Raw genomic sequence first — 13,489 nt, 5'->3', positions numbered from 1 at the left:
ACCCTATTCCGCAGCCACAAGCACAGGACGGCTTGCATCTGCGTTACGTGAAAACTCATCGATACGGCGTTCGATTTCCGGGCGGAAATGACGGATCAATCCCTGAACCGGCCATGCAGCGGCATCGCCCAATGCACAAATCGTGTGGCCTTCAATCTGCTTTGTTACATCAAGCAGCATGTCGATTTCGCGCTTCTGCGCATTACCGGTCACCATGCGCTCCATGACACGCCACATCCAGCCAGTGCCTTCGCGGCAGGGAGTGCATTGACCACAGCTCTCATGTTTGAAGAAGTAGGAAAGGCGGGCAATCGCACGCACAATATCCGTGGACTTGTCCATGACGATAACTGCAGCAGTTCCGAAAGATGATTTCACGGCTCGCAGCCCGTCAAAATCCATCGGGCAATCAATAATGTCAGCCGCAGGAACCACCGGACACGAAGCACCGCCTGGGATTACGGCCAGCAAATTATCCCAACCGCCGCGAATACCGCCCGCATGACGTTCGATCAATTCGCGGAAAGGGATGCCCATTTCTTCTTCAACGGTACATGGATTGTTGACATGACCGGATACCATGAAAAGCTTGGTGCCGACATTGTTTGGACGGCCAATACTCGAAAACCAGGCAGCACCACGACGCAAGATGGTCGGCGCAACAGCGATGGACTCGACATTATTTACAGTTGTCGGGCAGCCATAAAGACCCATATTGGCCGGAAATGGTGGCTTCAGGCGGGGTTGACCCTTCTTGCCTTCAAGGCTTTCAAGCAGCGCTGTTTCTTCACCGCAAATATAAGCACCCGCGCCGTGATGGACGTAGATGTCGTAGTCCCAGCCATTCTTGTTATTCTTGCCAAGCAGACCGGCATCGTAGCATTCATCAATGGCGAGCTGCAGCGCTTCGCGTTCACGGATATATTCGCCGCGCACATAGATATAGCAGGTATGTGCAGCCATGGCGAAACCGGCGATCAGGCAACCCTCGATCAATGTATGCGGATCGTGCCGCATAATATCACGATCCTTGCATGTGCCCGGCTCGGATTCATCCGCATTGATAACGAGATAATGCGGACGGCCGTCGCTTTCCTTCGGCATAAAGGACCATTTCAGACCGGTCGGAAAGCCTGCCCCGCCGCGTCCGCGCAAGCCGGAGGCCTTCATCTCGTTGATGATCCAATCACGGCCCTTGGCAATGATGCCCGCGGTGCCATCCCAATGGCCGCGTGACATCACGCCCTTCAACGACTTGTCGTGAAGGCCATAAATATTATTGAAGATGCGGTCCTTATCAGCAAGCATTTCGCACCGGTCCTACTCTCTTCGTCCATACTCGCGAATGCAAATTGCGCATCCGCCAATCCAATTTATCTCGGCTTCTTGCCGAAAACCTTGATGTATTCGGCTTCGCCGCCCTTGGCCAAAGCCTTGGCTTGCTTGACCCAATCGTCGCGCTCGATACGTCCCTTGAAATTCAGGTAATTATCAACCCATTCACGTTCGGCTTTTTTCCACGCCGCGACCTGCGCGTAGGTGAATATACCAAGATCGTGAAGAATGCCTTCAATCTTCGGGCCAACACCGGCAATCAACTTGAGATCGTCAACGATCGCTGGCTTTTCGATGCCGGCCGGGCGGTTATTGTCAGTGAGCGAAGCTGCCTTGGCAGGCGCCTTGATGGTCTGCACATCGGGCTTCTCGCCAAGCGAACCTTCCGCCAATGGCGGGTTCTTGATCATCCGGGCCGCTGAACTGGCTGTCGGCGCTGGCTTTGATGTCGCCGCCTCACCACCCTTTGCCGCCTTCACCGGAGAAGGTGTTTTGATTGCCGGATTAGTTGCATCATCATGCGTTACCGGCTTGCTCGCATTGGAGGGCGGAACCTGCGACGTTGCGCTGGCGGCCTTGCTTCCACGGCCTGATTTGGCAGTTGCGGCAGTATCAATAAGCGAAGTCGGAAGACCTTGGGGAGCCGAGAAATGACGGTCAATCTGAGGGCCAACGGGCACGGACGCGCCGTTTCCTGCCTCGAACGCATCGATAATCTCTTCAAGACGTTCTGGCGTCAGATCTTCATAAGTGTCTTTGAACACCATGATCATGGGGGCATTGACACAGGCCCCGAGGCATTCAACCTCTTCCCATGACAAAGTACCAGATTCATTCAAATGAAACTGCTCATGATGAATCTTGCTCTGGCAGACCTTTTTCAGGTCTTCCGAACCGCGAAGCATGCAAGGCGTTGTACCGCAAACCTGAATATGCGCACGCGTACCGACCGGCTTCAGCTGAAACTGCGTGTAAAAAGTTGCGACTTCAAGGACACGGATCATCGGCATGTCGAGCATTTCTGCAACATGCTCGATGGCTGCTTTGGTGACCCAGCCATCCTGTTCCTGCGCCCGCATCAAAAGCGGGATGACAGCGGACTGCTCGCGGCCTTTGGGATATTTCTTGATTGCAAGCTTCGCCCAGGCGCTGTTTTCGCGATTGAACGCGAAGGTAGCTGGCTGGACGTTATCTTCGGCTAGACGACGGACTGACATTAACGATCAACCTCACCAAATACGATATCAAGCGAGCCGAGAATGGCGGAAACGTCGGCTAGCATGTGACCACGGCATAGAAAATCCATGGCTTGAAGATGGGCAAAACCTGGTGCGCGCAGCTTGACGCGGTAAGGCTTGTTCGACCCGTCGGAAACCAGAAACACACCAAATTCACCCTTTGGCGCTTCGACTGCGGCATAAACCTCGCCAGCAGGCACATGGTAACCTTCAGTATAGAGCTTGAAGTGGTGAATCAGCGCTTCCATGGAGCGCTTCATCTCACCGCGCTTCGGCGGAACGATCTTTGCAGACGTATTGGAAACAGGCCCTACCCGCTCCTTGCCAAGCAATTGCTCGACACACTGGCGCATGATGCGAACCGACTGGCGCATCTCTTCCATACGGATCAGATAACGATCATAGCAATCGCCATTCTTACCGATTGGAACATCAAATTCCATTTCCGAATAGCATTCATAAGGCTGCGACTTGCGCAAATCCCAAGCCGCGCCAGAGCCGCGAACCATCACACCGGAAAAGCCCCAAGCCCAGGCATCTTCAAGATTTACGACGCCGATATCGACGTTACGCTGCTTGAAAATACGGTTTGGCGTAATCAAATCATCGAGATTTTTTACAGTTTGCAAAAATGGATCACACCATTTGCCAATATCTTCGATGAGCTGATCCGGCAGATCCTGGTGCACACCACCTGGACGGAAATAGGCAGCATGCATGCGTGCGCCACATGCGCGCTCATAGAATACCATCAGCTTTTCGCGCTCTTCAAAGCCCCAGAGCGGCGGTGTCAGCGCACCCACGTCCATCGCCTGCGTCGTCACGTTCAGCAGATGGGAAAGAATACGGCCGATTTCAGAAAAGAGCACGCGGATCAGCTGGCCGCGCTTAGGGACTTCGATCTTGAGCAAACGCTCCACAGCAAGCGCATAGGCGTGCTCCTGGTTCATCGGCGCCACATAGTCCAGGCGATCAAGATAAGGCACAGCCTGTAGATAGGTCTTGGCTTCCATCAACTTTTCGGTGCCACGATGCAGCAGGCCGATATGCGGGTCGACACGTGCTACAACTTCGCCGTCAAGCTCCAGCACGAGGCGCAAAACGCCATGCGCCGCAGGATGTTGCGGGCCAAAGTTTATGTTAAAGTTACGAACTTGAGTTTCAGCCATTGTTGGCTTCCTGACATTGTGCGGATGGATTGCCGTGCTCGCTCATCGGGCGGACCTCAATTCACCTTGGCCTTCTCATCGCCCGGAAGCACATAATCGGTGCCTTCCCAAGGAGACTGGAAGTCGAAGTTGCGGAATTCCTGCCTGAGTTCAACCGGCTCATAGACAACGCGCTTTACTTCGTCGTCGTAGCGAACCTCGACAAACCCGGTCAACGGAAAATCCTTGCGAAGCGGGTGACCCTCAAAGCCGTAATCGGTCAGAATGCGGCGAAGATCCGGATGACCGGAGAAGAGAACACCATAAAGATCATATGTCTCGCGCTCATACCAATCAGCACCGGGATATACAGGCGTGGCTGAAGGAACCGGCGTATCTTCATCGGTTGAAACCTTCACCCGGATGCGCAGATTCTGGCGGGGTGAAAGCAAGTGATAAACCACATCGAAGCGATTTACGCGCGATGGATAATCAACGCCGCTAATGTCAATCAACGAGATGAACTGGCACTGCACATCGTCGCGAAGGAATGCCAGCGTTGCGAGCAGCGCATCAGCATCCACCTCTACGGAAAGATCACCATAGGCAATACCAACCGACTTCAATGTGAGACCCGGCTTTTCCGTCAGATAGGTCGCAAGTTCACTCAATGCTTCTTCAAACATCGCACCCACCCTATCGCTCGATCGTGCCGGTTCGGCGAATTTTCTTCTGCAGCATCAACACGCCATACAAGAGCGCTTCAGCAGTCGGTGGGCACCCGGGGACATAAATATCTACCGGAACCACCCGATCGCAGCCGCGAACGACAGAATAGGAATAATGATAGTAACCGCCGCCATTGGCGCAGGAGCCCATCGAGATAACATAGCGGGGTTCTGGCATCTGGTCATAGACCTTGCGCAGCGCTGGAGCCATCTTGTTGGTCAGCGTTCCCGCGACGATCATCACGTCGGACTGGCGCGGTGAAGCGCGTGGGGCAAAACCAAAACGCTCGCCGTCATAGCGCGGCATCGAGGTATGCATCATTTCAACCGCGCAACATGCAAGACCGAAGGTCATCCACATCAGCGAGCCGGTGCGCGCCCAGGTTACCAATGCATCAGCGGAAGTAACGAGAAAGCCCTTATCGGCCAATTCATTATTGATCTCGCCGAAGAAAGCATCGTCAGAACCAATTGGCTTGCCCGTATTGGGATCAATGATGCCCTTTGGTTGCGGTGCCACAAGGGTGGTGGTGCTGTCGGTCAATCCCATTCCAGCGCTCCCTTTTTCCACTCATAAATAAAGCCGACCGTGAGGACGCCCAGGAATACCATCATTGACCAGAAACCGAACCAACCCACGTCACCGAACGATATCGCCCAGGGGAAAAGAAAGGCCACTTCCAGATCAAAGATAATGAAGAGGATGGAGACGAGATAAAAGCGCACGTCGAACTTCATGCGGGCGTCGTCAAATGCGTTAAAGCCGCACTCATAGGCCGACAATTTTTCAGGGTCAGGCGCGCTGTATGCAACCAGAAACGGTGCAATCAACAGTGCCAGACCGATTACCAGCGCCACACCGATAAAGATAACGATGGGCAGGTAGGAACTTAAGAGCTCGTTCATGATCCGTCTTTTTCTGCCTTGTGAACTCAGGCTGACAAGAATGCCATGTCATACACATGACTGCCGATAATGCACGGCAGATCGCGCCGTCTTTTGAAGTTGGCTCGATGGCCGAGGGTTAGCGCGTTAGCGCCATGCACGCAAGTGCAACAATCGTCGCGAAGCTGCGCGCGTATTATCATCCACACGCTATTCCGCCACGGAAATATCGTCTCATTTAGGCATTTTTACCCCCATTTTAGTGTAAAAAGGCCGCAAAAAGCTTTTTAGAATGATATTAATGTAGATTGCAGGTTGCAGCGGCCCGGCATGGCAAATCCCAACTGCGACATTCGGTCCTACAACCGATTTAGCCCTAAATGCGGACATGCATAAGTGGGCCGCAAGGCCCTTTTGACTTCCACGTGATTTGCAGACTTTACGCACTGGCAGAAGTTCAAATACCGGCAAGCGGTTCAAGGCCGAATTGCTCGCCTTCTTCTGAGATCATCCTGGCGTGATGCGCCTTGCGGTCAAGCAAAGTTGACCATACCGCCACAGCCAGCCCCATGAGAGCCAGGGCAGCACCAACGAATGGCAAATACTGGTATGGAACGCCCAGAGTAAGCGCTGCCCCACCAATCCAGGCACCGGAGGCATTCCCCACGTTGAAAGCACCCTGATTGAGCGTAGCTGCAAGATTTGGTGCTTCATCTGCAGATTCGACGACTCGCATCTGCAAAGGTGGAACAATGATAAAGGTCAAAACACCCCAGAAAAACACGGTAATGATTATCGCTGTCGGCAAACCCGAAATCTCGGCCAAGATGACATGTGTCAGCACCAGCGCAATCAAAGTCCCTATAACGGTCGGCATAAGTTTCCAGTCGGCGAGTTTACCGCCGATAACATTGCCGACAGTCATGCCCGCACCGAAAAGCAGGAGAACCCATGTTACTGCCGAAGTCGAAATGCCGGAAACATCTGTCAGGATTGGCTTGATATAGGTGAAGACCGCAAAAAGACTGGCCGAGGCAAGCGCCGATATTACCATGGCAAGCCAGACCTGCAGCTTGCCCAGCACCTTGACCTCGCTGAGAATGCCGCTTCCTTTCGGCTCATTCTTGGAAAACGGCACCAGCGCTATAATTGCAATCACAGCCGCAACGCCAATAGCGACAACGGCAAAGAAGGTGGCGCGCCAGCCGTAAACTTCACCGAGAGCCGTTCCAGCCGGAACACCAAGAATGTTGGCAAGCGTTAGCCCTGCAAACATCAGCGCAATAGCGCTCGCCCGCTTATGGCGTGGCACGAGGTTTGCGGCCACAACCGAGCCGATACCAAAGAAAGCGCCATGTCCGAAGGCAGTGACAACACGGGCGATCATCAGCATCCAGTAATTGGGCGCGATGGCGCAAAAAAGATTGCCGACAACAAAGAGCATGGCAAGCCCGATGAGCACGGGCTTTCTCGGCAGGGAAGCCGTGGCTATTGCGATGATCGGTGCTCCAATGACCACGCCTAGCGCATAACCCGTCACGAGTAGTCCGGCACTGGGGATCGATACACCAAGATCAGCCGCAACTTCCGGCAGCAGTCCCATGATGACAAACTCGGTGGTGCCTATGCAAAAGGAAGCAATGGCCAGGGCAAGAATCGGTAAAGGCATAGCGAGCAACCGCAAATGAGAGAAAGCATGATGCTGCCTATTCCGCGATGGCTGCACAACCAATTTTTGTGCAATGCAGCAATGCATAATCGGATGGCTACTTAATCGCCATTGGAATAGCGGTCAGCGCAGCGGCAAAATGAGGACGGTCCTACTGCTGGCCGCTTTCAATAGCCTTCAGATCTTCTGCCTGCTGCTGACGCAGCAAGCGGATTTCGGCCTGTTTGCGCGCAGCGGCCGCAGGATCGGCGGAAGGACCTCTTTGGCTGTTCTTTGCCGCAGTCGTGCGGTTGCGCAAAGCGTCTTTCTCTTCCGGCGTAAACTGGGTCGTTTCACCTTTAGGGTCAGGCGTAAAATGCGGATAGGTTCCGGTGTTGACCGGTCCTGTCATTGGAGAATTCGACATTGGCGCAGGGCTTGTATTGGCGCACGCGCTCAAGCCAACGATCATAACGGCGCTTGCCGAGCAGCGCATGAGCAGTTTGAGCGAGATTTTCATTGTGTGTCCTGACTCAGAAAAACGATATTTATCATGGCTACAATAAATGCACCTTGGAGGGATAGCACCAACTTATGTTATCATGTCAATAATGCTGATCGGGAGAATTGGCGGGAGGATGCCACTGTATGGATAATCAAGGCGATAAAAGCACAAAGATACCCAGCCTGGATCACTATGTGGTCAAGGACCCGGAGGCCTTTGCCCGCAATGTCGCCCATATGATCGAACAGGCTGGCAAAGCGGCCTCTGCCTGGGTCGAGCCGCGCGAAAAAGGCTTGAAGCGCGACACGCTCGCCGATCCTGTCACCGATATTGTCAAAACATTATCGAAGGTCTCCGAATATTGGCTCTCAGAACCCAGCCGCGCGCTTGAAGCCCAAACAAAATTGTTTTCGAGCTATATGGCGATCTGGTCAAACTCCATCAGGCGCATAAGCGGCGAGGAAGTTGAGGATATTGCTGCGCCGGAAAAGGGCGATAAGCGATTCACTGACGAGGATTGGGGACGAAACGCATTCTTTGACTTTTTAAAACAGGCCTATCTGGTCACTGCGAGGTGGGCAGGTGACCTGGTTGAGAATGCCGAAGGGCTCGATGATCACACGCGCCACAAGGCGTCATTTTACGTCAAACAGATCACAACCGCGGCTTCACCAAGTAATTTCCTTTTGACCAACCCGGAACTCTATAAGGAAACAGTTGCCAGCAATGGCGAGAATCTCGTTCGCGGCATGAAAATGCTTGCGGAGGACATTGTTGCTGGCGGCGGCGATCTTCGCTTGCGCCAATCGGATTTGACCAAGTTTGCTCTTGGAGAAAACGTGGCAACAACACCAGGAAAGGTCATCGCCAGAAGCGACGTTGCGGAAATTATTCAATACGAGCCCACCACCAAGGATGTGCTCAAGCGCCCTCTCCTGATTTGCCCGCCCTGGATCAACAAGTTCTATATTCTCGATCTGAACCCTGAAAAATCATTTATAAAATGGGCAATTGATCATGGTCATTCGGTTTTTGTCATTTCATGGGTGAACCCGGATCAACGGCACGCGCACAAGGATTGGACAGCCTATATCAATGAGGGCTTGCGCTTCGGCCTTGACGCAGTTGAGGCTGCAACCGGCGAACGGGCGGTCAATGCGATCGGGTATTGTGTAGGTGGCACATTGCTTAGCGCTGCGCTCGCTCTCTTTGCCAAGGAAGGCGAAGATCGAATCAAAAGTGCCACTCTGTTTACAACGCAGGTAGACTTCACCCACGCCGGTGATTTGAAAGTGTTTGTTGACGAGGATCAGATTCGCGCCCTCGAAAACGCAATGTCTGCGGAAGGCTATCTTGACGGAACCCGCATGGCGACCGCTTTCAATATGCTGCGGTCTGGCGATCTTGTCTGGCCCTATGTCGTCAACAATTACATGCGCGGGCGCGATCCTGTCCCGTTTGACCTCCTGTACTGGAATGCAGATGCGACGCGTATGAGTGCAGCCAACCACTCCTATTACTTACGCAATTGCTACCTTGATAATAATCTCGTTAAAGGAATGATGAAGCTGGCCGGCGAAAGCCTGTCACTGGCTGATGTGAAGATTCCCATCTACAATCTTGCGGCAAAAGAAGATCACATCGCTCCCGCATTGTCCGTATTCACCGGCTGCCAGTATTTTGGTGGCGACATCACCTATGTCCTTTCCGGTTCCGGCCACATAGCTGGCGTGGTCAATCCTCCTGCCAAGAACAAGTATCAATTCTGGACCGGAGATACACCTGTTGGTTCATTCGAATCATGGTTGGAGAAGAGTGTCGAGCACCCGGGATCATGGTGGAATCACTGGCATGCCTGGATAGAAAAACAGGATAATACGCGTGTCGCGCCGCACATACCGGGCGAAAATAACGTGCAGGTATTGGCAGATGCGCCCGGCACTTACGTGAGAATACGCGTGTAATTACGCAGCTATAGCATTAAATTTCACTGTAACTTTCGATTAAGGACCATGGCAGGAAAGTGTCAGATCACGCTTTTGCCTCATTGTGTATATAGTTCGTGTCTTGTGCGGATCGCTAAAAACAACTAGTTATTGTTGCTCTCTGCCGGTGTATTTGCGCCTCAATAGAACTTCGTGGGCTTAATGCTCTTATAAACGGGCCGGATTGAATTATCGAATCGTGCCGGACGTCCAGACGGGGGAATCGTTGAAAACACTGCCGCGTTCAGTTTCAGCCTTACGGGCAAGCACAGTCGTATGCGTTATGAGCCTTGCAGCTCTTATAGCAACTTCTTGCACATCTACTGGCTCCAATCCCAGCGTTACTTCCGCATTGACTGTTGCCCCAACTGATCAAGCTGCTGCGAGCGATACCCAAACCTCCCTGCCCTCTGGCGGTAATGCGCAAGTTACCCCTGAGGCGCTGGCATTGGCTGGATCAACAGAAACAAACGCCTTGCAGGCGGTCAATGGCGCGGTAAAGCCAGGCGAAAGCAAGCCTGAGCTCGCCAAGACGGATGCAAAGACCGATGTGGCGGCTGATACCGGGACAAAAACAGAAGAAGTACAAGTGGCAAGTGCAGCGACCGTTGTTGCGCAACCTCCCGTCAGGACTTCTCTTTTTGGAAGCATGACGAAAAAAACAGAGACTGCACCGGCTCCCGCGCCTGAAACACCTGCAGCGGCAGCAGAATCCACAAAGCCTGAACCCAAGGCTGCAGAAACAACCGTTGCGGACACGGCTCCTCCGGAAGAAACCAAACCGGCGGCTGCTACACAGAAGAACAATGGCGCACTTTTGCGACTGTTCTCCAATAATCGCTCCAAACCCGCCAATCAGCGGCTTGTTGCGGTAATCGAGCCTAAATCAAAGCCTGCCGGGGCATCTGAAAGCGACCTTCCATCCGCTGATTCCTTTGCTGGCCGGACTGAACATCTTGCATCCCTGCCCGGTGTACGGCCAAATGCTGGCATCCAGATCATGCAGCGCGATAGTCTCTATGAAGATGACGACATTGAAGCAGCGGGCGCTCCTGTAATTTTGGCTTCGGCGGCGGGTCTTGCACGCCTGGCACCCAATGGCCTGAAAGTTCAACGTGAAAGCGTTGATGTTGCCTGCCTGAAACCGCAACTGGTGGGCATTTTGAAGCTGATCGAGCGCAAGTATGGCAAATCCGTCATTGTAACCTCCGGCTATCGCAGTCCTCCCTATAATCGCAAAGTAAACGGCGCCAAGGCTTCTCTTCATATGTCATGCGCCGCCGCTGATATTCAGGTCCCTGGAATCAGCAAGTGGGAATTGGCCAATTTTGCTCGCGCCATGACAGGTCGTGGCGGCGTCGGCACTTACTGTCATACCGAATCGGTACATGTGGATATTGGCCCGCGCCGGGATTGGAATTGGCGCTGTTCGGGCAGAAAAGGCTGATTCCAATAGGCTTTTCTCGTGGGGTTGACGGTTTCCGGGCAACTGTCTTTTCAACAAATTTCGCATAAACTGCACTTTTTCTAAAAAAGAATGCATTATGGGGTTGCGGCGGAAATACTGTTTCACTATAAGCCGCTTCACCGGAGGCGCCCATCGTCTAGCGGTTAGGACGGCGCCCTTTCACGGCGCAAACAGGGGTTCGATTCCCCTTGGGCGTACCAGTCTTTTTCCAATAAAAATCAGCACTTTGTACGGCAAAGATAATTGCCTGTGCTTTACGCATATAAAAACGGCCAGCTCTGGGTGAGCGGGCCGTTATTTCAATCTCGGATAGGTTAATTCGCTGGTGCAGGTTGCGATGGAGCAGGCTCTGCTGGGGCCGGAGCTGCCGGTGGGGTTGCAGGCTCCGTAGTGGTCGCAGGCGGGGTGCCTGTGTCTGCAGGCTTGTTATCGCAGGCTGCAAGGGAGAAAGCCGCCACTGCCATCAGAGGCAGGAAAATCTTGTATTTCATCAAAGTCCTCCTAACGTTTGTCCCTCCGCGCAGCATGTGACACTCTGAAGAATTAGAACAGCCCGGTTTTTTTCAAGCTTTGTCACGACATGTTAGACAAAGTTATGAGGCTGAAATGGTGAGCTGGCATATCATAAATTGTTGCCACGATTCCCATTGTGACAACAGGACTCGCATTTTACCTCCAACGAGTCCGATTCTCCCACCCCAGAGCAAACTTACCTGCCTTTCCCAAGGCAGGTTTTTTGTATGACGGTCGCCTTTGTACAAACGTCATTGGAACACATTATAGGCTCGTTTTCCGCTAGGATGAATTCATGCAGGAAATCACGAGTATGAATAATAATATCAACACTACATTGAAATTTCTCGCGGCCGGATTGGCCGCTGCGACCATGGTCCTAATGGCCAACACCACTTTCGCAGATGTCATTAATGCTGTGTTGCGAAACCACTGAATTTAAACCTATCGATTTAATGACCGGCTTGCGCTAGTTCTGCCGGATGATCTTTGCTTTCCCACTTGTTACCGGCACTTTGGTGCAGCGCTATAAACGCTTTCTTGCAGACATCGTTCTGGATGATGGCAAGGCTATTACCAGTTCGGTCCCCAATACCGGGTCCATGTTGGGTTTGACCGATCCGGGAATAAAGGTCTGGCTTTCCCATAGTGACGATCTGAAGCGAAAATACCCGCACACGCTGCAAATGGTTGAAGTCTCCGGGCACATAGTTGGAATCAATACCGGCCTGCCCAACCGCATTGCAGAAGAAGCGATTATTGCCGGATTAATCCCGTCGCTTGCTGGTTATGCCGCTCTTAAGCGCGAACAACGTTATGGTGCCAATTCACGCATCGATATATTGCTCACCGACCCGAACCGTCCAACCGCCTATGTTGAAGTGAAGAACGTACACTTTTCGCGTACGCCCGGCTTGGCCGAATTTCCCGATTCTCCCACCGCTCGCGGCGCAAAACATCTGGACGAGCTTGGCAACATGGTGGAAACTGGCCATCGTGGCGTGATGCTCTATGTGATTCAGCGAGGAGATTGCGATCAATTGAGGATATGCGGCGATTTGGACCCGGTTTACGCGGCGGCTTTTGAACGGGCGATGCGGCGCGGGGTTGAAGCTTACGCCGTAAAATGCCACATCACGCCTGCAGGTATCGCTGCAGTCAGCACGATGCCGATTATAGATTAACGTCAACCGGTCAGTTCAATGGTTACCTATCTCGACGCACAAAGCGCGCCCCTGAAAAATACAGGGCAAATTCGGCTTCATGGCCCCGAAGGCTTCGAAGCGATGCGTAAGGCTTGTCAGTTAACGGCACGCTGTCTGGATGAACTCGCCTCGATCGTAGCTCCGGGCGTTACAACCAACACAATTGACCGCTTCGTGTTCGAGTTTGGTGCCGATCAAGGTGCCCTGCCCGCAACGTTGAATTATCGCGGCTACACTAAATCCAGTTGCACGTCGATCAATCATGTCGTCTGCCACGGTATTCCTGATGACAAGCCGTTGCGCGAGGGCGATATCGTCAATATCGACGTTACCTATATCGTTGACGGCTGGCATGGTGATTCCAGCCGCATGTACCCGGTTGGCGAGATCAAACGCGCCGCAGAGCGGCTTATGGAAGTAACGCATGAAAGCCTGATGCGCGGCATTGCCGCCGTTCGCCCAGGCGCACGCACTGGTGCCATCGGCGCAGCCATACAGACCTACGCTGAAGCGGAACGTTGTTCCGTCGTTCGCGACTTCTGCGGCCACGGTGTGGGGCAACTGTTCCATGACGCACCCAATATCCTGCATTACGGCACGCCGAACGAGGGTGTGGAAATGCGCGAAGGCATGATTTTTACCATTGAACCTATGATTAACCTTGGCCGTCCGCATGTGAAGGTTCTTGCCGATGGTTGGACCGCTGTTACCCGCGACCGGTCACTGACAGCTCAATATGAGCATACTGTGGGTGTCACGAATAAGGGCTGCGAGGTTTTCACCCTGTCTCCGGCTGGCCTGTTCGCACCTGGATTGAAACTCGGATAGATG

Annotated in this window: 13 protein-coding genes and 1 tRNA gene; 5 read left to right on the top strand and 9 right to left on the bottom strand. The window is 53.1% G+C overall.

All coding sequences use genetic code 11. The features are described 5' to 3' along the window. Positions 1–3 precede the first annotated feature (3 nt). The 8 genes from nuoF to QFZ34_RS19930 all read right to left on the bottom strand — a co-directional run bounded on the left by nuoF (position 4) and on the right by QFZ34_RS19930 (position 7,502). On the bottom strand, positions 4–1,308 hold the full coding sequence (gene nuoF, locus QFZ34_RS19965) for an NADH-quinone oxidoreductase subunit NuoF (protein ID WP_115055306.1): 1,305 nt from the start codon (positions 1,306–1,308) through the stop codon (positions 4–6). A gap of 65 nt (positions 1,309–1,373) precedes the next feature. Continuing rightward, a complete protein-coding gene (locus QFZ34_RS19960; protein WP_307284642.1) occupies positions 1,374–2,552 on the bottom strand; it encodes an NADH-quinone oxidoreductase subunit E in 1,179 nt (392 codons plus the stop codon). Further along, a complete protein-coding gene (locus QFZ34_RS19955) occupies positions 2,552–3,742 on the bottom strand; it encodes an NADH-quinone oxidoreductase subunit D (protein ID WP_115055310.1) in 1,191 nt (396 codons plus the stop codon). Before QFZ34_RS19955 ends, QFZ34_RS19960 begins: the two co-directional genes overlap by 1 nt. 56 nt (positions 3,743–3,798) lie before the next feature. Next, positions 3,799–4,407, bottom strand: coding sequence for an NADH-quinone oxidoreductase subunit C (locus tag QFZ34_RS19950; RefSeq protein ID WP_115055312.1), 609 nt, complete (start codon positions 4,405–4,407; stop codon positions 3,799–3,801). Positions 4,408–4,417: 10 nt separating this feature from the next. Further along, positions 4,418–4,999: a NuoB/complex I 20 kDa subunit family protein gene (locus QFZ34_RS19945; protein WP_115055314.1), complete on the bottom strand. Its 582-nt coding sequence runs from the start codon at positions 4,997–4,999 to the stop codon at positions 4,418–4,420. Further along, positions 4,990–5,355 (bottom strand): NADH-quinone oxidoreductase subunit A, encoded by a 366-nt coding sequence (locus tag QFZ34_RS19940; protein ID WP_115055317.1) that lies wholly within the window; start codon positions 5,353–5,355, stop codon positions 4,990–4,992. Before QFZ34_RS19940 ends, QFZ34_RS19945 begins: the two co-directional genes overlap by 10 nt. A 436-nt stretch (positions 5,356–5,791) precedes the next feature. Continuing rightward, the gene (locus QFZ34_RS19935; protein ID WP_307284635.1) at positions 5,792–7,003 is read right to left on the bottom strand and encodes an MFS transporter; all 1,212 of its coding nucleotides are present in this window, start codon (positions 7,001–7,003) and stop codon (positions 5,792–5,794) included. A 151-nt stretch (positions 7,004–7,154) separates the two neighbouring features. Continuing rightward, positions 7,155–7,502 (bottom strand): hypothetical protein, encoded by a 348-nt coding sequence (locus QFZ34_RS19930; protein ID WP_115055319.1) that lies wholly within the window; start codon positions 7,500–7,502, stop codon positions 7,155–7,157. A gap of 128 nt (positions 7,503–7,630) precedes the next feature. Between QFZ34_RS19930 and QFZ34_RS19925 the strand changes: the two genes are divergently transcribed. From QFZ34_RS19925 to QFZ34_RS19915, 3 genes are all read left to right on the top strand, one after another. Continuing rightward, positions 7,631–9,451 carry a PHA/PHB synthase family protein gene (locus tag QFZ34_RS19925; protein ID WP_307284632.1) on the top strand — a complete coding sequence of 607 codons (1,821 nt, stop codon included), beginning with the start codon at positions 7,631–7,633 and terminating at the stop codon, positions 9,449–9,451. Between the two features lie 304 nt (positions 9,452–9,755). Beyond that, positions 9,756–10,919: a D-Ala-D-Ala carboxypeptidase family metallohydrolase gene (locus QFZ34_RS19920; protein ID WP_442439617.1), complete on the top strand. Its 1,164-nt coding sequence runs from the start codon at positions 9,756–9,758 to the stop codon at positions 10,917–10,919. Between the two features lie 146 nt (positions 10,920–11,065). Further along, positions 11,066–11,140: transfer RNA gene (locus QFZ34_RS19915), tRNA-Glu, on the top strand. 114 nt (positions 11,141–11,254) lie between these two features. On the opposite strand, the gene QFZ34_RS19910 is transcribed toward QFZ34_RS19915, so the two are convergent. Beyond that, the gene (locus QFZ34_RS19910) at positions 11,255–11,431 is read right to left on the bottom strand and encodes a hypothetical protein (protein WP_307284627.1); all 177 of its coding nucleotides are present in this window, start codon (positions 11,429–11,431) and stop codon (positions 11,255–11,257) included. A 504-nt stretch (positions 11,432–11,935) separates the two neighbouring features. Between QFZ34_RS19910 and sfsA the strand changes: the two genes are divergently transcribed. Further along, positions 11,936–12,637 carry a DNA/RNA nuclease SfsA gene (gene sfsA / locus QFZ34_RS19905; RefSeq protein ID WP_115055325.1) on the top strand — a complete coding sequence of 234 codons (702 nt, stop codon included), beginning with the start codon at positions 11,936–11,938 and terminating at the stop codon, positions 12,635–12,637. A gap of 18 nt (positions 12,638–12,655) precedes the next feature. After that, positions 12,656–13,486: a type I methionyl aminopeptidase gene (map, locus tag QFZ34_RS19900; protein WP_307284624.1), complete on the top strand. Its 831-nt coding sequence runs from the start codon at positions 12,656–12,658 to the stop codon at positions 13,484–13,486. Positions 13,487–13,489: the final 3 nt, after the last annotated feature.

This window comes from Phyllobacterium ifriqiyense (assembly GCF_030817885.1).
GTDB classification, from domain to species: Bacteria; Pseudomonadota; Alphaproteobacteria; order Rhizobiales; family Rhizobiaceae; genus Phyllobacterium; species Phyllobacterium ifriqiyense.
The sequence above is the reverse complement of the archived record's forward strand: the minus strand, read 5'-3'. Positions and strand labels throughout refer to the sequence as shown.